The 18,525-nt window shown below is 72.6% G+C and carries 17 protein-coding genes; 4 read left to right on the top strand and 13 right to left on the bottom strand.

Annotated elements, in window-relative coordinates; genetic code table 11:
* Window positions 1-122: 122 nt before the first annotated feature.
* The 8 genes from ACWD5F_RS35015 to rimP all read right to left on the bottom strand — a co-directional run bounded on the left by ACWD5F_RS35015 (window position 123) and on the right by rimP (window position 11,048).
* Window positions 123-3,752, bottom strand: a complete 3,630-nt coding sequence (locus ACWD5F_RS35015; protein ID WP_451260340.1) for a trypsin-like peptidase domain-containing protein — start codon at window positions 3,750-3,752, stop codon at window positions 123-125.
* Between the two features lie 272 nt (window positions 3,753-4,024).
* Window positions 4,025-4,930, bottom strand: a complete 906-nt coding sequence (truB, locus tag ACWD5F_RS35010; RefSeq protein ID WP_451260339.1) for a tRNA pseudouridine(55) synthase TruB — start codon at window positions 4,928-4,930, stop codon at window positions 4,025-4,027.
* Window positions 4,927-5,376: a 30S ribosome-binding factor RbfA gene (gene rbfA / locus ACWD5F_RS35005; protein WP_123997352.1), complete on the bottom strand. Its 450-nt coding sequence runs from the start codon at window positions 5,374-5,376 to the stop codon at window positions 4,927-4,929. Before rbfA ends, truB begins: the two co-directional genes overlap by 4 nt.
* A 38-nt stretch (window positions 5,377-5,414) precedes the next feature.
* Entirely contained in the window at window positions 5,415-5,708 is a 294-nt protein-coding gene (locus tag ACWD5F_RS35000; protein ID WP_019074817.1) for a DUF503 domain-containing protein, read from the bottom strand.
* Between the two features lie 137 nt (window positions 5,709-5,845).
* Window positions 5,846-9,007, bottom strand: a complete 3,162-nt coding sequence (gene infB, locus ACWD5F_RS34995) for a translation initiation factor IF-2 (protein ID WP_451260338.1) — start codon at window positions 9,005-9,007, stop codon at window positions 5,846-5,848.
* A 146-nt stretch (window positions 9,008-9,153) separates the two neighbouring features.
* Window positions 9,154-9,432, bottom strand: coding sequence for a YlxR family protein (locus ACWD5F_RS34990; RefSeq protein ID WP_123997354.1), 279 nt, complete (start codon window positions 9,430-9,432; stop codon window positions 9,154-9,156).
* A gap of 90 nt (window positions 9,433-9,522) precedes the next feature.
* Complete coding sequence (gene nusA / locus ACWD5F_RS34985) at window positions 9,523-10,509, bottom strand: transcription termination factor NusA (protein ID WP_451260337.1); 987 nt, start codon at window positions 10,507-10,509, stop codon at window positions 9,523-9,525.
* A gap of 2 nt (window positions 10,510-10,511) precedes the next feature.
* Entirely contained in the window at window positions 10,512-11,048 is a 537-nt protein-coding gene (gene rimP, locus ACWD5F_RS34980; protein WP_451260336.1) for a ribosome maturation factor RimP, read from the bottom strand.
* 224 nt (window positions 11,049-11,272) lie between these two features.
* Between rimP and ACWD5F_RS34975 the strand changes: the two genes are divergently transcribed.
* The 3 genes from ACWD5F_RS34975 to ACWD5F_RS34965 are packed head-to-tail and all read left to right on the top strand — an operon-like array spanning window position 11,273 to window position 13,254.
* Window positions 11,273-11,848, top strand: coding sequence for a hypothetical protein (locus ACWD5F_RS34975; RefSeq protein WP_451260335.1), 576 nt, complete (start codon window positions 11,273-11,275; stop codon window positions 11,846-11,848).
* Window positions 11,845-12,333, top strand: a complete 489-nt coding sequence (locus ACWD5F_RS34970) for a ferritin-like domain-containing protein (protein WP_451260334.1) — start codon at window positions 11,845-11,847, stop codon at window positions 12,331-12,333. The genes ACWD5F_RS34975 and ACWD5F_RS34970 overlap by 4 nt, the downstream gene beginning before the upstream one ends.
* A gap of 27 nt (window positions 12,334-12,360) precedes the next feature.
* Window positions 12,361-13,254 (top strand): aminoglycoside phosphotransferase family protein, encoded by an 894-nt coding sequence (locus ACWD5F_RS34965; protein ID WP_451260333.1) that lies wholly within the window; start codon window positions 12,361-12,363, stop codon window positions 13,252-13,254.
* 64 nt (window positions 13,255-13,318) lie between these two features.
* On the opposite strand, the gene ACWD5F_RS34960 is transcribed toward ACWD5F_RS34965, so the two are convergent.
* Genes ACWD5F_RS34960 through ACWD5F_RS34945 form a run of 4 tightly spaced genes read right to left on the bottom strand, consistent with a single transcriptional unit; the run spans window position 13,319 to window position 16,302 of the window.
* Window positions 13,319-13,519 (bottom strand): ferredoxin, encoded by a 201-nt coding sequence (locus ACWD5F_RS34960; RefSeq protein WP_451260332.1) that lies wholly within the window; start codon window positions 13,517-13,519, stop codon window positions 13,319-13,321.
* A gap of 1 nt (window position 13,520) precedes the next feature.
* Complete coding sequence (locus ACWD5F_RS34955; RefSeq protein ID WP_451260331.1) at window positions 13,521-14,738, bottom strand: NADH-ubiquinone oxidoreductase-F iron-sulfur binding region domain-containing protein; 1,218 nt, start codon at window positions 14,736-14,738, stop codon at window positions 13,521-13,523.
* On the bottom strand, window positions 14,735-15,316 hold the full coding sequence (locus tag ACWD5F_RS34950) for a ferric reductase-like transmembrane domain-containing protein (protein ID WP_451260330.1): 582 nt from the start codon (window positions 15,314-15,316) through the stop codon (window positions 14,735-14,737). Before ACWD5F_RS34950 ends, ACWD5F_RS34955 begins: the two co-directional genes overlap by 4 nt.
* Window positions 15,313-16,302: an FAD:protein FMN transferase gene (locus ACWD5F_RS34945; protein ID WP_451260329.1), complete on the bottom strand. Its 990-nt coding sequence runs from the start codon at window positions 16,300-16,302 to the stop codon at window positions 15,313-15,315. Before ACWD5F_RS34945 ends, ACWD5F_RS34950 begins: the two co-directional genes overlap by 4 nt.
* 15 nt (window positions 16,303-16,317) lie before the next feature.
* Here ACWD5F_RS34945 and ACWD5F_RS34940 point away from each other — a divergent pair, with 15 nt between their 5' ends.
* Window positions 16,318-16,728 carry a hypothetical protein gene (locus ACWD5F_RS34940; RefSeq protein WP_451260328.1) on the top strand — a complete coding sequence of 137 codons (411 nt, stop codon included), beginning with the start codon at window positions 16,318-16,320 and terminating at the stop codon, window positions 16,726-16,728.
* Between the two features lie 52 nt (window positions 16,729-16,780).
* Here the strand turns inward: ACWD5F_RS34940 and ACWD5F_RS34935 are convergent, their stop codons facing one another.
* Window positions 16,781-18,484 carry a proline--tRNA ligase gene (locus tag ACWD5F_RS34935; RefSeq protein ID WP_451260327.1) on the bottom strand — a complete coding sequence of 568 codons (1,704 nt, stop codon included), beginning with the start codon at window positions 18,482-18,484 and terminating at the stop codon, window positions 16,781-16,783.
* Window positions 18,485-18,525 lie beyond the last annotated feature (41 nt).

Here is an 18,525-nt window from a genome sequence, read left to right as displayed (position 1 = left end):
AACCCGTGTCCGTATCTACCGACCTGTTACGCAGGTCTAAGGGTGCCATGCCGGGCGGCCCCCGCCCGCATCGGCATAGGGGCTGTGACCCGATGCACGTGGGCGCGCGCGTGGCGGCGCGCTCAGGCGGGCACGCGGACGCCGGACAGGTTCTCGATCATGCGGCGCGTGCTCGGGCCCACCACGGCGGCCCAGGCCTGCGGGGTGTCGGTCAGCCAGCCCGCCATCCGGGCCGCGAAGCCGGGCACGTGCCGGCCCAGGTCGACCAGGCCGCGGTCGAATCGGGCCGCGCCGTCCGGGGTGCGGACCAGCAGGAGACCGGTGCGGTGGACGAGGTCGCGGACGTCCTCGCCGTCCTGGCGGGCGGTGGCGTGCAGCAGGGCGTCCAGGACGGCCGGGGCGTGTTCGTGGGTCAGGAGAAACTCCAGCAGTTCTTGCCGGAGGGGACGGGAGACCGGAGTGCCGGGGGCGGCGAGTACGGCGGCCAGCGCGGCCCGCACCCCTTCCTGACCGCCGTCCAGCAGGCCGGTGACCAGCGGCTTCAGCACGGACCGGGCGGCCGGCCCCTGGTCCAGGCACCGGTCGACGTACGCGGCCACGTCGGCGGCCGTCTCCGGGCGCCGCTCGACGGCCTCGCGGACGAGGTCGGCGACTCGGCGGGCCAGCGGGGGCGTGGTGACGTCGGCGAGGGTGCGCAGCGCGTGTCCGCCGTCGGCGCGGCGCAGCCGTTCCCGGAAGGCGTCCAGGACCGGCTCGGGGTGGGTGGTGAGGGCGGCGATCAGCGCGCTCGGCGGGAGGTGCGGGTCACCGGCCGCGAAGTGCCGCAGCGCCTGCGGGAGATGACGGGCACGCGTGTGTGGATCGCGGACCAGGAGGGCGAGGGCGCCGCCGTGCAGGGTGCAGTCGGCGGGGCGGGCGAGGAGGAACTGGGCCGCGTAGCGCAGGAGTTCACGGTCGGCCTCGGTCCGTACGTGCGGGGCGGCGCGCAGCCCGTAGGCGATCGCCGCCACCCGCCGGGAGGGCCGCTCGTCGTGCGCCCACCGGTCCACGGCCCGGCACACCGCCGACGGTTCGTCCTCCGCCAGTACGGCCAGCAGCTCGTCCGCCCGCCGATGCGCGCTCTCGACGAGCACCTCCGTCAGGTCGTCGAGTGCGAGATGCCGGTGCGTGTGCAACAACGCCTGCGCGGCCTTGGCGACGCTCGCGTGCGGGGTCGCGGGCAACGGCCGGTCGTCGTCGAACCAGCGGGTGAGCAGCGGTTGTACGGCGGTGGGGTCGGCGGCGAGCAGCCGGGAGGTCTCGTCGAGGAACCGGGGCGCAAGGTCCGTGCCGTCGCGTGTGCCGGTGCCCGAACTGCCGTCCTGCGGTGGGCCGTCGGCGAGCACGAGCCGTCGGAGGAGGTCGAAGCGATCGGCGTCCGCGAGGCGCAGGCCGGTCCAGAAGGCGGGCGTCAGGGCCCGGCTGCCGCCCTCCCCCCGCATCCTCACCACCAGTTCCGCCAGCGACCGCAACGGCTCCAGGTACGGCGTCGCGTCCGGTACCCGCGTCAGGGTCTCGGTGAGGATTGCGGTGGCCCACCAGGAGTGCGGGTCCGCCTCCAGAGCGTGCGTCAACTCGTCGAGCCGGAGGGCGAGTCGGGGCGTGCCCTGCTGGCGGGCCAGGAGGAGCAGGGACTGGACGACGGGGCCGATGCGGTGGTGCGGCACGGGCAGGGGGCGGGTGTTCCGTGGGGTGGGGCGGCGGTGGACCAGGGCGCGCAGGGCTTCGTCGAGGTCGAGGTGGACGCCCTGGATCCAGTCGGCGAGTTCCTCGTGGGCGAACCGGTAGCCGCCGCCGGCCGGCACGAGGAGGCCCTCGGTGAGGACGGCCGACGCCCAGCCGGTACCGCCACCGAGCCGCGCCGGGGCCTGGCCCCAGGGGAACACCGCCTCGAACGACCGTCGGTCCAACTCCCCCTGCCCCGGTCCGAGACTGCGCCGGGCCGCCTCGTGCACCTGCCCGGAGACCCTGGCGGCGAGCCGACGTACGGCGGTCCCGCGCAGGCCGTTCTCGGCGGCCAGGCGGACGGCGATCCGCAGGCACATCAGGTCCAGGTAGGCCGAGCAGACCTCGTCGCGGTCCACGCGTGCGTGCGGGGCGTCGGGGAGGGCGGCGCGGACCTCGGAGAGCAGGCGGAGGGTGAGGGGGTGCCGGTCGTCGGGCTCGTCCAGTACTCCTTCCGGGATGCCGTGACGGGCGCGGGCGCGCTCGGCTTCGTCGGGGGTGAGGTCGTCGAGGCGGACGCAGGGCGGGAGGCGCGGATCGGCACGCTCTCCGTCCCGACCGTCCTCACCGGGCAGTGATCCCCGGTGCAGCGCCTCCCCCGGAAACTCCGCCCCCGCCGCCTCCCAGTACTCCGCCCGGCACGCCACCACCAGCCGCGCCCCGGTCTCCCCCAGCCACTCCGCCGTCCCGGTCGTCCACTCCCGCAGCCGGTGCGCCAGGACCGACGGCATCTCCTCGGGGCCGTCGAGGAGCAGCAGCAGGGGGCGTCCCGCCGCGCGGGCGACGTGGGCCAGGCGGTGCGGTGTGATGTCGCCGAGGTCTCCTCCCGCGATGCGTCCGAGATCCCCTCCCGTGATGCCTCCGAGGTCCCCTCCTCTGCTGTCACCGAGGTCTCCTCCCCTGAGGTCACCGGGGTCCCCTCCCGCACCCCTGAAGGTCCTCTCCCCCGCCGCCACGATCCGCCCCGCCCGGGCCAGCGCCCGCGTCACCGCGTCCGCGAGCGACACGTCCTCGTCGTGCAGGTCGGCCCCGCGCAGCCACAGCGTGGGGGCCGGTTCGGAGGCCCGGTGGCGGCGGGCGGCGAGGGTCGCGAGTTCTGTCGTACGGCCGCTGCCCGGTGCTCCGACGAGGGCGAGGACCGCGGCCGGGCTCTGCGCGAAGGCGGCGAACTCCCTTGCCGTGGCCGCCCGTTCGACCGGTTGCACCGAGCCGGGGGCGTCGGCGTCCGCGCGGCCGACGTAGCCGGCGAGGGTGCCCGGCGGGCCGTCCTGGCCGACCGAGGTGGCCGTCAGTTCGAGGACGCCGGCGAGGTTGAGGTCGGCGCCGTAGGCGGGCACGGTGGCCGCGTTCTCGGTGAGCAGGTCGGCGAGCGGGCCGGGGACGGGGTGCAGCGGCACGGCGAAGCCGGCGTCCCGGTGGCCGTTGTGCAGAGCGGTGCCCAGGACGCCGATCACGGCGCCGGTCGCGGGGTCGAGGACCGGCCCCCCGGCCGCCCCGCCGCCCAGCCGCAGCGCGTCCCGGCCCGCGGTGCCGATGGCCAACTCCAGGGCGTCGTCGAGGAGATGGAAGCGGTCGGTCGCGGTGTACGTCACGGACGTCGTGCCCAGCACCCGCGCCTCGCGCCAGCAGCCGGCGGCGATCCGGACGTACGCGCCCGTCTCGATGTCGTCCCGCACGCTGATCGGCAGTGGGTCCACGCCGAGGCCCTCGGTGCGGACCAGGGCCAGGTTCAGGTCGGGCAGCACGGTCACCGCGTCCGCGCTCACCAGGCAGCTGCGGTCGCCGGCGGCGTACAGGATCAGCCGGGACAGGCCGTCGACGGCTTCGTGGCTGGTGATCACCGTGCCGTGGTGGTCGGCCAGGAAGCCGGTGCCGCGGGGGCGTCCGGCGAGATCGCGGACGCGGATCAGGGAGTCGTCGCCGCCGGGCGCCGACTCCTCGTCGTGGGCCCTGTCGCGTGCTGCCGGCCGCGGGCCCCGTCCCGCCATGATCGACCTCCCCGCCGTACACCTGTGCCCTGTCCTCGACGGTAGGCGCGGGGTGATCGGCGGGACAGATCGCGTGGCGAAAGCGCCCCCTTCCGCTCCCTCGGTTCACTCCGAGCGCCTGCCCGGACGGGTGAATAGGACGGGAGCGATGGATACACCCTAGGGGTGGGGGAACCGAGGGGGACCGTGGAGCGGCGACACATCTTGACCCCGTGATCGCCGCTCCACGGGCGGGTACCGGGCGGGGTGACCGCCCGGTGCTCCGAGTGCTGTCAGCCGAAGACGGCCAGGCTCTTCGCCTTGCCGTTCTGCGCCTCCACCAGCGCGAGGAAGGTGCCCGCGGGGTCGAAGACGGCGACCGCGCCCCGGCCCGCGTACTCCTCGGGCACCTCGAGCCGTACGCCGTTGGTGAGCAGCCGGGCCCTTCTCGTGTCCACGTCCCAGCGCGGGAACGCGGCCGCGGCCGCGTCGGCGAGCGGCAGCACGGTCAGCTCCTGCTGGAGCTGGTCCAGCGTCTTCGCGGTGTCCAGCTTGTAGGGGCCGACGCGGGTGCGGCGCAGGGCGGTCAGATGGCCGCCGACGCCGAGCCCGGCGCCCAGGTCGCGGGCGAGGGCGCGGATGTAGGTGCCGGAGGAGCAGACGACGGAGACGACCAGGTCGAGAACGGGGGTGCCGTCCTCGGCGACGGCCTCCCGGACGTCGTACACCGCGAAGGACGAGATGGTCACCGGGCGGGCCGGGATCTCGAAGTCCTCGCCGTCACGGGCCCGCTTGTAGGAGCGCACGCCGTCGATCTTGATGGCGCTGACCTTGGACGGCACCTGCATGATCTCGCCGCTCAGCTCGGCGATCCCGGCGTCGACGGCCTCGCGGGTGACCTTCGAGGCGTCGACCGACCCCGTGATCTCGCCCTCGGCGTCGTCCGTGACCGTCGTCTGCCCGAGCCGGATCGTGCCCAGGTACTCCTTCTCCGTCAGCGCCAGATGTCCGAGGAGCTTGGTCGCCTTCTCGACGCCGAGGACGAGCACGCCCGTCGCCATGGGGTCGAGCGTTCCCGCGTGCCCGACGCGGCGGGTGCGGGCGATGCCGCGCATCTTGGCGACCACGTCGTGCGAGGTGAAGCCCGACGGCTTGTCCACGATGACAAGGCCGTCGGGCGTCCGGATCTTCTCGGTCATTCGGCGGCGTCGTCCTCGTCGTCCTCGCCCGGCTTCTTGTACGGGTCGGCGTCACCGGCGTACGCGGCGCCCGCCGAGACCTCGCGGACCTTCTCGTCGGACTGCCGGGCCCGGTCGAGGAGGTCCTCGATGGTCTTGGCGTTGTCCGGCAGTGCGTCCGCGACGAAGGCGAGCGTCGGCGTGAACTTCACGCCGGCCGCCGCGCCGACGGCCGAGCGGAGCACGCCCTTGGCGCTCTCCAGCCCTGCGGCCGCTGCCGCGCGGTCCTCGTCGTCCCCGTACACGGTGTAGAAGACGGTCGCCTCCCTCAGGTCCCCGGTGACCCGGGTGTCCGTGATGGTGACGTGCGAGCCGAGCCGCGGGTCCTTGATCCCGCGCTGCAGCTTCTGGGCCACCACCTCTCGGATGAGGTCCGCCAGCCTCTTGGCACGCGCGTTGTCGGCCACTGGTCCGTCTCCTTAGTAACTACGTCGTGCTGCTTGCTTCAGTCTTCGTCGCTGTGGAGCCTGCGTCGAACCGAGAGCAGTTCCACCTCGGGCCGCCCGGCGACCAGCCGTTCACACCGGTCCAGTACGTCGGTGAGGTGTCCCGTGTCCCCGGAGACCACCGCGAGCCCGATCTCGGCCCTGCGGTGGAGGTCCTGGCTGCCCGTCTCCGCCGCGCTCACCGCGTACTTGCGCTGGAGCTCGGCCACGATCGGACGGACGAGAGAGCGTTTCTCCTTCAGCGAGTGGACGTCGCCGAGGAGCAGATCGAAGGACAGAGTCCCCACATACATGTGTGCCCGGATGTCCCGCCGGTTCGGGGTATGGGCGCCTTCCTGGGCGCCGATACCGGAACCGTACACGCAACGGCCGGGGCCGATCGACGGAAATATTCTCTCCGCCGATCGGCCCCGATCGCGTGCTGCACCGGTCAGACGCGAGGCTTCTCGCGCATCTCGTACGTCGCGATGACGTCGTCGACCTTGATGTCGTTGAAGTTGCCGAGGTTGATACCGCCCTCGAACCCTTCGCGGATCTCGGTGACGTCGTCCTTGAAGCGACGCAGCCCGGAGATGTTGAGGCTCTCCGCGATGACCTTGCCGTCGCGGACGAGGCGCGCCTTGGTGTTGCGCTTGACCTCGCCCGAGCGGACCAGGACACCGGCGATGTTGCCCAGCTTGGACGACTTGAAGACCTCGCGGATCTCCGCCGTGCCGAGCTCGACCTCCTCGTACTCCGGCTTGAGCATGCCCTTCAGGGCCGCCTCGATCTCCTCGATGGCCTGGTAGATCACCGAGTAGTACCGGACGTCGACGCCCTCGCGCTCCGCCATCTGCGCCGCGCGGCCCGCAGCGCGGACGTTGAAGCCGATGACGATCGCGTCGGAGCCGGTCGCCAGGTCGATGTCCGACTCGGTGACCGCACCCACGCCGCGGTGCAGGACGCGGATGTCGACCTCTTCGCCGACGTCGAGCTGGAGCAGCGAGGACTCGAGAGCCTCCACCGAACCGGACGCGTCGCCCTTGATGATGAGGTTGAGTTCCTGCACCAGACCGGCCTTGAGGGCCTCGTCCAGGTTCTCCAGGGAGAACCGGACTCCGCGCCGGGCGAAGTTGGCGTTGCGCTCACGCGCCGCGCGCTTCTCGGCGATCTGACGTGCCGTGCGGTCCTCGTCGACGACGAGGAAGTTGTCGCCGGCGCCCGGGACGTTAGTGAGACCCAGGACCAGGACGGGGGTCGACGGAGTCGCTTCCTCGACGTTGTTGCCGTTGTCGTCGAGCATCGCCCGGACTCGGCCGTACGCGTCGCCGACCACCATCGTGTCGCCGATGCGCAGCGTGCCGCGCTGGACCAGGACCGTCGAGACGGCACCGCGGCCACGGTCGAGGTGGGACTCGATCGCGATGCCCTGCGCGTCCTGCTCAGGGTTGGCCCGCAGGTCGAGCGAGGCGTCCGCGGTCAGGACCACGGCCTCCAGCAGGGAGTCGATGTTCAGACCCTGCTTGGCGGAGATGTCGACGAACATCGTGTCGCCGCCGTACTCCTCGGCCACCAGACCGAACTCGGTGAGCTGACCGCGCACCTTGGTCGGGTCGGCGCCCTCGACGTCGATCTTGTTGACCGCGACCACGATCGGCACGTCGGCCGCCTTGGCGTGGTTCAACGCCTCAATCGTCTGGGGCATCACACCGTCGTTGGCCGCCACCACGAGGATCGCGATGTCGGTCGACTTGGCACCACGGGCACGCATGGCGGTGAACGCCTCGTGACCCGGGGTGTCGATGAAGGTGATGCGACGCTCTTCGCCGTTGACCTCGGTCGCGACCTGGTACGCACCGATGTGCTGCGTGATACCGCCGGCCTCGCCCGCGACGACGTTCGTCTTGCGGATGGTGTCCAGCAGTCGGGTCTTACCGTGGTCGACGTGACCCATGACGGTCACGACCGGCGGACGCGCGACGAGGAACTCCTCGCCACCCTCGTCCTCGCCGAACTCGATGTCGAAGGACTCGAGCAGCTCGCGGTCCTCCTCCTCGGGGCTGACGATCTCGAGGACGAAGTTCATCTCGTCCGCGAGGAGCTTCAGCGTCTCGTCGGAGACGGACTGCGTGGCAGTGACCATCTCGCCGAGGTTCATCATCACGCCGACGAGCGACGCCGGGTTGGCGTTGATCTTCTCGGCGAAGTCGGTGAGCGAGGCACCGCGCGACAGACGGACGGACTGTCCGTTGCCACGAGGCAGCATCACACCGCCGACCGACGGGGCCTGCATGGCCTCGTACTCCTGGCGCCTCTGCCGCTTCGACTTGCGACCGCGACGCGCGGGACCACCGGGACGGCCGAAGGCGCCCTGTGTGCCACCACGGCCACCCGGACCACCGGGACGACCGCCGAAGCCGGGACGGCCACCGCCGCCACCGGCGGGAGCACCCGGACGGCCGGCGAAACCGCCGCCACCGCCACCGGGACCCGCGGGACGACCGGCGAAACCGCCACCGCCGCCACCCGGACGACCGGCGAAACCGCCGCCACCGGGACGACCGCCGCCGCCACCGGGACCGCCGGGACGACCGCCGCCGCCACCGCCGGGACCACGGCCACCGGGGCCGCCGCCGGGACGAGGGTTACCCGCAGCGGGACGCTGCGGCATCATGCCAGGGTTGGGACGGTTGCCACCGGGGCCACCGCCCGGACGCGGAGCGCCGCCCTGCGGGCGAGGCATGCCGCCCGGGGTGGGACGCGAGCCGCCCGGAGCGCCGGGACGGGGACCGCCCGAAGCACCCTGGGGACGGGGACCGCCCTGGCCGGCACCCTGCGGACGCGGGGCGCCGCCGGGAGCACCACCCGGGCGGTCCTGGCCGCCGGGACGCGGGGCGCCACCGGGACGAGGAGCGCCGGGGCGCGCCATGCCGGTGGAACCACCGGAGGTGAAGGGGTTGTTGCCCGGACGGGGACCGGCCGGACGAGCACCGGGACGCGCGCCCTGACCTGCCGGACGCGGAGCACCGGGACGGGCACCCTGGCCGCGGTCGCCGCCGCGCTCGCCACGGTCCTGGCCGGGACCGCTCGGACGGGAACCCGGACGCGGCGCCTGGCCGGCCGGACGCGGAGCACCCGGACGCGGACCCGCGGCGGATGCGGGGGCGGCCGAAGCGGCGGGCGCGACCGGAGCGGCCGGAGCCGCCGGAGGCGCGGTGAACTCGGGCGCCGTCGGCGCCGGAGAGGCCGGAGCCGGTCGCGGCGCGGGCTTCGGGCCCGGGGTGGGACGGGTGCCGGAGGTGGCCGGCGCGGCGGGAGCCGCGGGCCGCTCGGCGACGGCCGGCTTCGGGGCCGGCGGGCGCGGGGCGGCCGGACGGGCAGCCTGCGCCGGAGAGGGGGCGCCCGGCTTGGCCGGGGCAGCCTTACGCGCGGAGGCGGGCTTGCCGCCTCCGTTGCCTTGATTGAGGGCGTCCGTCAACTTACGGACGACGGGCGCTTCGATGGTCGAAGACGCCGAACGGACGAATTCACCGAGTTCCTGGAGCTTGGCCATGACGACCTTGCTCTCGACCCCGAACTCCTTGGCGAGTTCGTATACCCGGACCTTAGCCACTTCGCTCCTTTTAGGTCCGGGTGCGTCCGGACCGTCGCTACTTCATGGGCGTACTCATCGCGTGCTCATCGAGTGCTCATCGCAATCTCGACCTACTTCCAACTCGCGGAATACCGGGCCGCACGGAGGTTCCGTACGACTCGCTCTTACGGTGTTGCCTGCTCGACATAGAAGCGCAACGCCTTTGTGTCGAGCGCTCCCGGGGCGCGCAGCGCCCGTGTGAACGCCCGGCGACGTACCGCCAGGTCGAGACAGACCAGGGCGGGGTGCACATAAGCACCCCGGCCGGGCAGCGTACCGCGATGATCGGGGACGCACTCGCCCTCGACCGCCACGATGCGCAGCAAGTCCTTCTTGGCCGCTCGCTCCCGGCACCCCACACAGGTGCGCTCAGGGCATGCGCGGGCTCGCGTCCGGCCAGACACTCTTAAGTCTACCTCCCCGCACCGACCTCACCCCTTTGGGGCAAGAATCGAACGGTTGTTGTCGTGATCTCAGCCAGTGACGGCTCAGATCTATTCCTCGGGCTGCTCCGTGTCGGGCCGGATGTCGATCCGCCAGCCGGTCAGCCGGGCCGCGAGGCGGGCGTTCTGGCCCTCCTTGCCGATGGCCAGCGACAGCTGGTAGTCCGGCACCGTCACGCGCGCGGAGCGGGCCGCGAGGTCCACCACCTCGACCTTGGAGACCCGGGCCGGGGAGAGCGCGTTGGCGACCATCTCGGCCGGGTCGTCCGACCAGTCGACGATGTCGATCTTCTCGCCGTTCAGTTCGCCCATCACATTGCGGACCCGGCCGCCCATGGGGCCGATGCACGCGCCCTTGGCGTTGAGCCCGGAGCGGGTGGAGCGGACGGCGATCTTGGTGCGGTGGCCGGCCTCGCGGGCGATCGCGGAGATCTCGACGGACCCGTCGGCGATCTCCGGCACCTCCAGCGCGAACAGCTTCTTCACCAGGTTCGGGTGCGTACGGGAAAGCGTCACGGACGGACCGCGGACACCCTTCGCCACGCGGACCACGTACGACCGCAGCCGCATGCCGTGCTGGTACGTCTCGCCGGGCACCTGCTCCTGCACCGGCAGGATGGCCTCCAGCTTGCCGATGTCCACGAGCACGTTCTTCGGGTCGCGGCCCTGCTGGACCACGCCCGTGACGATGTCGCCCTCGCGCCCGGCGTACTCACCGAGCGTCGCGTCGTCCTCGGCGTCGCGCAGCCGCTGCAGGATGACCTGCTTGGCGGTGGTGGCGGCGATACGGCCGAAGTCGGACGGGGTGTCGTCGAACTCGCGCGCCTCCTGCCCCTCCTCCAGGTCCTCGGGGTCCTCCTTCGCCCACACCGTGACGTGACCCGTCTCGCGGTTGAGCTCCACGCGTGCGTGGCGGCGGCTTCCGTCGGTTCGGTGGTAGGCGATGAGGAGGGCCGACTCGATCGCCTCGACCAGCAGGGGGAAGGAGATCTCCTTCTCCCGTACCAAGCCCCGCAGGGCACTCATGTCGATGTCCATGGCTACGCCTCCTCTTCCTTCTCGTCGGACACGTCGTCGGACTTGTCGTCGGACTTGTCGCTGTCCTTGCGGTTGAACTCGACCTGCACGCGCGCCTTCTCGATGCCGGCGAAGGCGAGTCTGCGGCTGGTGGCCTTGCGGCCCTTCACGCCGGGCACTTCGAGGTCGAGGCCCTCGTCGTCGACCGCCAGGATCCTGGCGACCAGCTCGTCGCCCTCGACCGGCTGGAACTTCACCAGCCGCCCCACGGCACGCAGGTAGTGCCGGTGTTCCTTGAGGAGGCGCTCCGCGCCCGGGGTCCCGACTTCGAGCGTGTACTCGCCCGCGCCCATCGCGTCCGTCTCGTCGAGCTTCGCCGAGAGCGCGCGGCTCACATCGGCGATCTGGTCCAGGTCCGCCCCGGTGTCGGAGTCGACGACGACACTCAGCACACGCTTGCGTCCGACGGAGTCCACCGCGATCTCTTCGAGATCCAGTCCCTGGGAGTTGACGAGCGGCTCCAGGAGCTCTCGCAGCCTCTCGCTCTGGGTGGTGCTCATCCGGGTGACTCCTCGGCCGCGTGTGCTGTTGTGGGAAGGTCGCGTGTCTGGTCAAAGGGTATCCGGTCGCGGGGTGTGTTGCCGTCCACGTACGGACCATCGACGGCCCTCGCACACATGGGCGGTGCCGGTGAGGGGTACCGGGCGGGGGCGCGGGTACGGTGATCACCTGCGGGCCGCCCTTCCCGCCCGCGGATTCGTACGAGCCTTCGAGGACGACTGCCGTGCCGTACCCCCCGCCACCGCGCACCCCCTCGGGTCCGCGCAGAAGAACCCTCCTCGCCACGGCCGCCGGCGCCGCCCTACTCGCGGGCTGCTCCTCCGGGTCCGGCGGGGACGAGGAGAACACCAGCGGCAGCATGTCCGCGACCGCACGCGTACGCGCGCGTGCGGCCCGGGACAGCTCCGGTCTCGTGGAGCGCTACGACGCCGTGATCGCCATGTATCCGGCCCTCGCGGAGCGGCTGGCGCCGCTGCGGGCGGAGGTCGTGCGGCACACGGTGGCGTTCGGGGGTTCGGTGGCCGGGCCGAAGACAGGGAGTGCGGGGAGCATGGAGAGCGCGGGTACGGGCGCGGCCACCGATGCGGGTGCGGCGTCCGCGTCGGCCTCGCCGTCCGGTACTCCCGTCCCCGGGACCCCGCAGGACGCCCTCGTCGACCTGGCCGCCGCCGAGCGGGCGCTCGCCGACCGGCGCACGACGGCGCTCCTCGACGTACCCGGAGAACCCGCCCGGCTGCTGGCCTCGGTGGCGGCGGCCGGGGCGGCCCACGCGTATCTGCTGACGGAAGGTGCCCGGTGAGCGACGGCGAGAAGAAGGCGGCCAAGACGGAGCTGGCGGCCTTCCAGGCGGCGCTCGCGGCGGAGCACGCGGCCGTCTACGGGTACGGGGTCGTCGGCGGCCGGATCCGTGAGGGGCGTCGGACCGAGGCCCGGTCGGCGTACGACGCCCATCGGGCCCGGCGGGACGCGCTCGCGCGGGAGGTGCGGGACCTGGGCGGTACGCCGGTCGCGGCCTCGGCCGCGTACGCCCTGCCCTTCCCGGTGACGGACTCGCCCTCGGCCGTGCGGCTCGCCGCGGAGCTGGAGGACCGGGTGGCCGGGGTGTACTCCGACCTGGTGCGGGCGACCGATGGTGAGCGGCGGCGGACGGCCGCCGGAGCGGTGCGGGAGGCGGCGGTGCGGGCGGTGCGCTGGCGCGGCGAGAGCGTAGCCTTCCCAGGGCTTGCCGAACGGGCTTCCGACGCCTCGGCCTCAGTGACGCCCACGGCAACGCCCGCTGGGTGACACGTAGGGGAAAGGAACTGCTCGCGTATGGCTTTCGAACCGCCGCAGCGTCTGGTGAGGGCGCTCGGTGAGACGGCACCGGACGGTGACGGCTGGTTGGAGAAGCTGCCCGCGGCGGCGCAACAGGCCGTCGCTCTACGCGAGTTGACCGTGGAGCGGGTGCAGGTGCCCGGTGGGCGCAGCAGCCTGGTGGTGCTGGTGCGGCGGGCCGACGGGACGCCGGCCGTGCTCAAGCTGGCGCCGGGCCGTGCCCGGCCGGAGAGCGAGCGGGTCGCGCTGGCGCACTGGGGTGGGCGGGGGGCTGTGCAGCTGCTGGAGGGGGCTGGGGGTGAAGGGGTGCTGTTGCTGGAGCGGCTGCATCCCGATGTTTCCGTGCGGTCGTTGCCGGAGGCGAAGGCGTTGCTCGAGGCGGCGGGAGCGTTGCGGCGGCTTTGGGTCGAGCCGCCCGGTGGGCATGTGTTCGAGACCGTCGCCGAGCGGACCGGGCGACAGGCCGAGGCCATGAGGGCGGGGGCCGGCGGGGAGGTTGTTTCGCTGGTCGATGCGGCGCTGGTGGCTCGGGAGGAGTTGTTGGCCGCGCCGCCGGAGGTGCGGTTGCTGCACGGGACGTTTCGGCAGAGCAAGGTGTTGGCGGGTGAGCGGTCTCCTTGGTTGGCGGTGGGGCCGGATCCGGTGGTGGGTGAGTGTGCGTTTGATCTTGCGCGGTTGGTTCGGGATCGGGTGGAGGATCTGATTGCTTCGCCGTCGGGGGCGGCGACCACTCGGCGGCGCGTTAAGCGGCTTGCTGAGTCGTTGGAGGTTGATCAGGAGCGGTTGCGGGGGTGGACGTTGTTTCGGGCTGTGGAGTCGGGGCTGCGGGCGCTTCGGGTGGGGCGGTTGAGGGATGCTGAGTTGTTGCTGGAGTTTGCGGGCTGGCTATAGAGGTTGTTCGTTGGCTGCGGGTTTGTGGGGGCTGGTCGCGCAGTTCCCCGCGCCCCTAAAAGAATCATGCCGACGTCAGTTTCAGAGCTAGGACGGGACAGTCGGCCGCTGCTCTCCGCGCTCGCTTTGCCGTGCGGGCCGGCACAGGGGACCCCTCCACCAACGGGTAGCCCCATTCGTCCAGGGTGATGTGGTCCGGGAGCAACTCGGCGCACAAGCCGTGCCCTTGGCACGCCGTCCAGTCGACCGTGATGTGTTGGTCCATGTCAGTTCTCCTGAGGGACTGGCAGCAAAGGTGTGTGGATGGTTGCCGTGCACAAACCCCTTGCGTGGGCGTCCAGTTCGGCCGTGAACGTGGTGAGCGCGCTGCGGGCCAGGCGGGTCGTGCCGTCGGGGTGGTGGCAGGCGCCTCTGCCCTCGACCAGGCCCGACCAGCGGGCTATGTCGGTGCGGGCGGTGCCTTGGGGGCCGGGGGTGGCCAGGGTCTGGAACGCGGCGGCCATGCGGGGCAGGCCGTTGAGGCAGGGGCCGCACTGGCCCGCCGACTGGAGGGCCAAGTAGCGCAGGACGCGGGCGGTTTCGGCGAGGCCGCAGTGGGTGGCGGGGAGGGCGGCCAGGACGCCGGCGCCCATGGTGGTTGCGTCCAGGGGGAGTTGGGCTGCTTCGGGGGCCGGGATCCAGGTGCCGTGGTAGCCGCCGAGGAGGATGGCCGATGTGGTGGCGTCCATCGGGATGATGCGGCTGAGCGGCATGCCGAACGGGGCTTCCACGACCCGGACTTGACGGCCGGGGACGTGAACCGTGCACAGGGCGCTGCCGGGTTGGGCCGGGGTGCCCGCGGTGCGGAACCAGTCGGCGCCGTAGCGGGCGACCAGGGCCAGGTGGGCCAGGGTCTCGACGTTCTGGACGAGGGTGGGCGCCCGGCGCACCCCGCGTTCGCGCACCGGCGGGTCCTGGTGGGCCGGCAGTGCGGCGGCCCCGGAGAGGTACTGGGCCAGCGCCGAGGACTGCCCGGACAGGAACCGCTTCGGCACCCGTACGACGGTGACGCGGAGCGGGTCGGCGCGCCGGGCCAGCGCGGCCTCCAGGTAGGAGGCGCCGTCCTCGACCGCGAGGTGGGCCTCGTCCGCGCCGACCGCCTGGGCGGCGATCTGCAGTCCGTCCAGGACCAGGTGGGGCGAGAGGCGCAGCAGCGTCTTGTCCTTGTGGCTGGCGGGCTCGCCCTCGGCGCCGTTGGCGACGACCACCGGGGCACGGCCGGTGCGGCGGCCCGCGTCGGCGACCGCCACGAGCTTGCGGTACACCGCGAACGCCGCTCCCCCGCGCCCGGTCAGCCCGGACTCCGCGACCGCGCGCAGGACGCCGTCCGGATCGCCGTACGCCAGGGGCCCGTACCGCTGGTGGTGCGTGGCGAGGTCGGCCGGGGTGCTGCCGGGGGCGAGGAGCCGCGGGGACATGTGCAGGTCGGGGAAGGTCGCGGTCATGAGCGGGCTCCTTCGGCGGTGCGCAGCAGGGCGGCGGGGGTCCGCCGGGCGGCGCGGGCGGCGTGCGCCAGGCGGATGCCGACGGCGGCGACGACCGCGGCCACGCAGGAGACGGTCAGCCAGGTCATCCAGTCGGCGCCGGTGTCCGTGCCGATGCCGATGCCGTGGATCAGGGCGACGGGCCAGGAGGCGTACGCGAGCCAGTGCACCGCGCGCCAGGCGCGGTGACCCATCCGGGCGCGGAGCAGGCTGGTGACCACGACCGCGAGCATCAGGTCGAGGGCGACCGTGCCCAGGCCCAGCCACAGCGGCCGGTAGTTCGAGGCGAACGGGACGACGACGTCCACGACCGTGATGTCCACGTAGCTGTCGATCACCGCGAACGCGATGTGCAGGGCCAGGAAGACCATCGCGGAGAGGGAGAGGCTGCGGTGGAGGGAGACCGTGCCGAAGCGGGGCAGGCCGGGGAGCCGGGTCCGCAGACGGACCGCGATGCCGAGCAGGATGACGACCGTGAAGAGGACCAGGCAGACGGCGCCGGTCGCGCGGTTGGCGTACCAGAGGATCTCGGAGCTCACGCGGCGGCCTCCAGGTCGGCGGCTTCCGTGGGCCAGCCGGGTGTCGTGACGACCGCCCCGCTGTGTGCCACCAGCCGTGCGGGCAGGCCCAGTCGGGTCAGCCAGCGCTCCGCCCCCGCGCCCTTCACCAGGGCCGCCGTGGTCGCCGCGTTCGCGTCCGCGCACCTGTCCGCGGCGACCGAGACCGTACGCCACGGGGAGCGGACCGGGAGGCCGGTGCGCGGGTCGACGATGTGGTGGAGGTCGTGGCCGCTCCGGCGCCAGTTGCGGGCGGCCGTGCCCGAGGTGGCGAGGCCGCCGGAGTGCAGGCCGACCGTGGCGTACGGCCCTTGCGCGGGCGTTTCGTCGACCGCTCCGGTCACGTCCTGGACGCGGATCTGCCAGCCGCCCGCCGGAGCCCGGCCCGCGACGGCCGTGTCGCCGCCGAGGCTCACCAGCACTCCGCAGCCGGCCGCCCGCGCGAGCATCGTTGCGGCCCGGTCGGCGGCCCAGGCCTTGGCGGTCGCACCCAGGTCGAGGCGGACGCCCGCCGGGACGGTGACCGTGTCCGTGGCGCGGTCCAGGCTCACCGTGCGCCAGCCCGGGGCCCGCTTGACGGTGAGCCGGAGGGGCCGGTCGTCCTCCTGGACGAGGGTGAAGTCGCGGTCGTAGCCGATCGCGTCCATCGCCGAGCCGACCGTGGGGTCGACGGTTCCGTCGGTCGACTCGGCGGCGCGCAGGGCGACTTCGAGGGCCTGGGCGAGCAGCGGGCTGACCCGGACCGGGCGGCCGTCGGTGGTGTCGAGGGCGGCGAGTTCGGAGTCGGCGCGGAAGCGGCTGCAGGCCGCGTCCACCTCGGCGAGATGCCGGGCGAGCAGCAGGTTGCAGGAGTCGAGCAGGGCGGGTTCGGTGACGACCAGACGGACGCGGGTGCCGAGGGCACGCCATTCGGTGGCGGCCGTGGTGCGCGGGGCGGTGTCCGGGGTGATACGCGGGGCGGTGGTCATCACGACGCCCCCGACGTGGAGTCGGTGGAGCCGCCGCTGGAGGAGGTGAGGCCCCCGCTGGAGGACGAGCTGCTCGACGAGGAGTTGTCGGTCGAGGACGAGCTGTCGCTCGACGAACTGTCCGTCGACGAGCCGCCGTTGGACGAACTGCTCGACGTCGACGAGTCCGTCGTACTGCTACTGCTGTCGCTGCTCGTGGTCGTGTTCGTCGAGGACGCGCTCGTGTCCGTGTCCATCGTGCCGATGAGCGCGAACATCCCGGCGGCGGCCGCCAAAGTGACCGCCGCCGCTGTCGCCGCCGTGCGCCGGGTCCCTCTGCGGACCGCGGCCGCGGCACCTCGTTCCCTGCTGTTCATGTCCGTTCCCCTCCCTGGTGACTCTGTGTCACCCACTACGGTCGGGGAACTGCCTGAGAGAAGTCTGTGAGGCGCCCATACGCCCCGGAAGAACTCCCTGAGAGGTGTCTTAAATCAGGGCGTCAGACGGTGAGACGGGCGATCGCCTCGTCCACCGTCAACTCCTCGCGCTCACCGGACTTGCGGTCCTTGAGCTCCAGGACACCCTCGGCGGACCGGCGGCCCGCCACCAAAATCTGCGGTACGCCGATGAGTTCGGCGTCCGTGAACTTCACACCCGGGGAGACGCCGGCCCGGTCGTCGACCAGGACGCGCAGTCCGGCCGCGCGCAGCTTCTCGGAGACGTCGAGGGCGAGTTCGATCTGGAGGGCCTTGCCGGCCGCGACGACGTGCACGTCGGCCGGGGCGACCTCGCGGGGCCAGACCAGGCCGTGCTCGTCGGCGGTCTGCTCGGCGAGGGCCGCGACCGCGCGGGAGACGCCGATGCCGTAGGAGCCCATCGTGACGCGGACCGGCTTGCCGTGCTGGCCCAGGACGTCGAGCTTGAGGGCGTCGGCGTACTTGCGGCCCAGCTGGAAGATGTGGCCGATCTCGATGGCGCGGTCGAGCTTGAGGCCGGTGCCGCACTTCGGGCAGGGGTCGCCCTCCTGCACGACCACGACGTCGACGTACGCGTCGACCTCGAAGTCCCGCCCGGCGACGACGTTCTTGGCGTGCGTGTGCTCCTTGTTGGCGCCCGTGATCCAGGACGTGCCGGGGGCCACGCGCGGGTCGGCGATGTACGTGACCTTCTCGCCCCGGCCCTGCGGACCGACGTAGCCGCGCACCAGGTCGGGACGGCCGGTGAAGTCCTCCGCCGTCACCAACTCGACGGTGGCGGGGGCGAAGTGGGCCTCGACCTTGCCCAGGTCGACCTCGCGGTCACCGGGCACACCGACGGCGACGATCTCGCCGTCGACCTTCACCAGGAGGTTCTTCAGGGTGGCGGAGGCCGGGACGCCGAGGGAGGCGGCGAGGGTCTCGATGGTGGGGGTGTCGGGGGTGGGGATCTCTTCGAGGGCGGGCACGCCGGTCGCGTCCACGGACGTCAACTCATACGTGATCGCTTCGGTGTTGGCCGCGAAGTCGCAGTTGGGGCAGTCCGCGAAGGTGTCCTCGCCGGCCTCGGCGGGAGCGAGGAACTCCTCCGACTTGGAGCCGCCCATCGCGCCGGCGGTGGCGGCGCAGATGCGGTAGTCGAGGCCGAGGCGCTCGAAGACGCGCTGGTAGGCCTCGCGGTGCAGGGCGTAGGACTTGGCGAGGCCCTCGTCCTCCGTGTCGAAGGAGTAGGAGTCCTTCATCAGGAACTCGCGGCCGCGCAGGATGCCGGCCCGCGGGCGGGCCTCGTCGCGGTACTTGTTCTGGATCTGGTAGAGGATGACCGGCAGGTCCTTGTAGGAGGACGCCTGGTCCTTCACCAGCAGGGTGAAGATCTCCTCGTGGGTCGGGCCGAGCAGGTAGTCGCCGCCCTTGCGGTCCTGGAGGCGGAACAGCTCGGGGCCGTACTCGTCCCAGCGGCCGGTCGCCTCGTACGGCTCGCGGGGCAGGATCGCGGGGAGCAGCACCTCCTGGGCGCCGATCGCGTCCATCTCCTCACGGACGATCCGCTCGACGTTGGACAGCACCTTCTTGCCGAGCGGCAGCCAGGACCAGATGCCGGCCGCGGTGCGGCGGACGTAGCCGGCCCGGACGAGGAGCTTGTGACTGAGGACCTCGGCGTCCGCCGGGTCGTCGCGCAGCGTCTTCGCCATCAACTGGGACATGCGCTGGACCGGTGCGTTCGCCATGGTTCTCGTACTCCTGCCGGAAAAGGGTGATGGCTAGGAGG

Source organism: Streptomyces sp. NPDC002499, assembly GCF_053595415.1.
The sequence above is the reverse complement of the archived record's forward strand: the minus strand, read 5'-3'. Positions and strand labels throughout refer to the sequence as shown.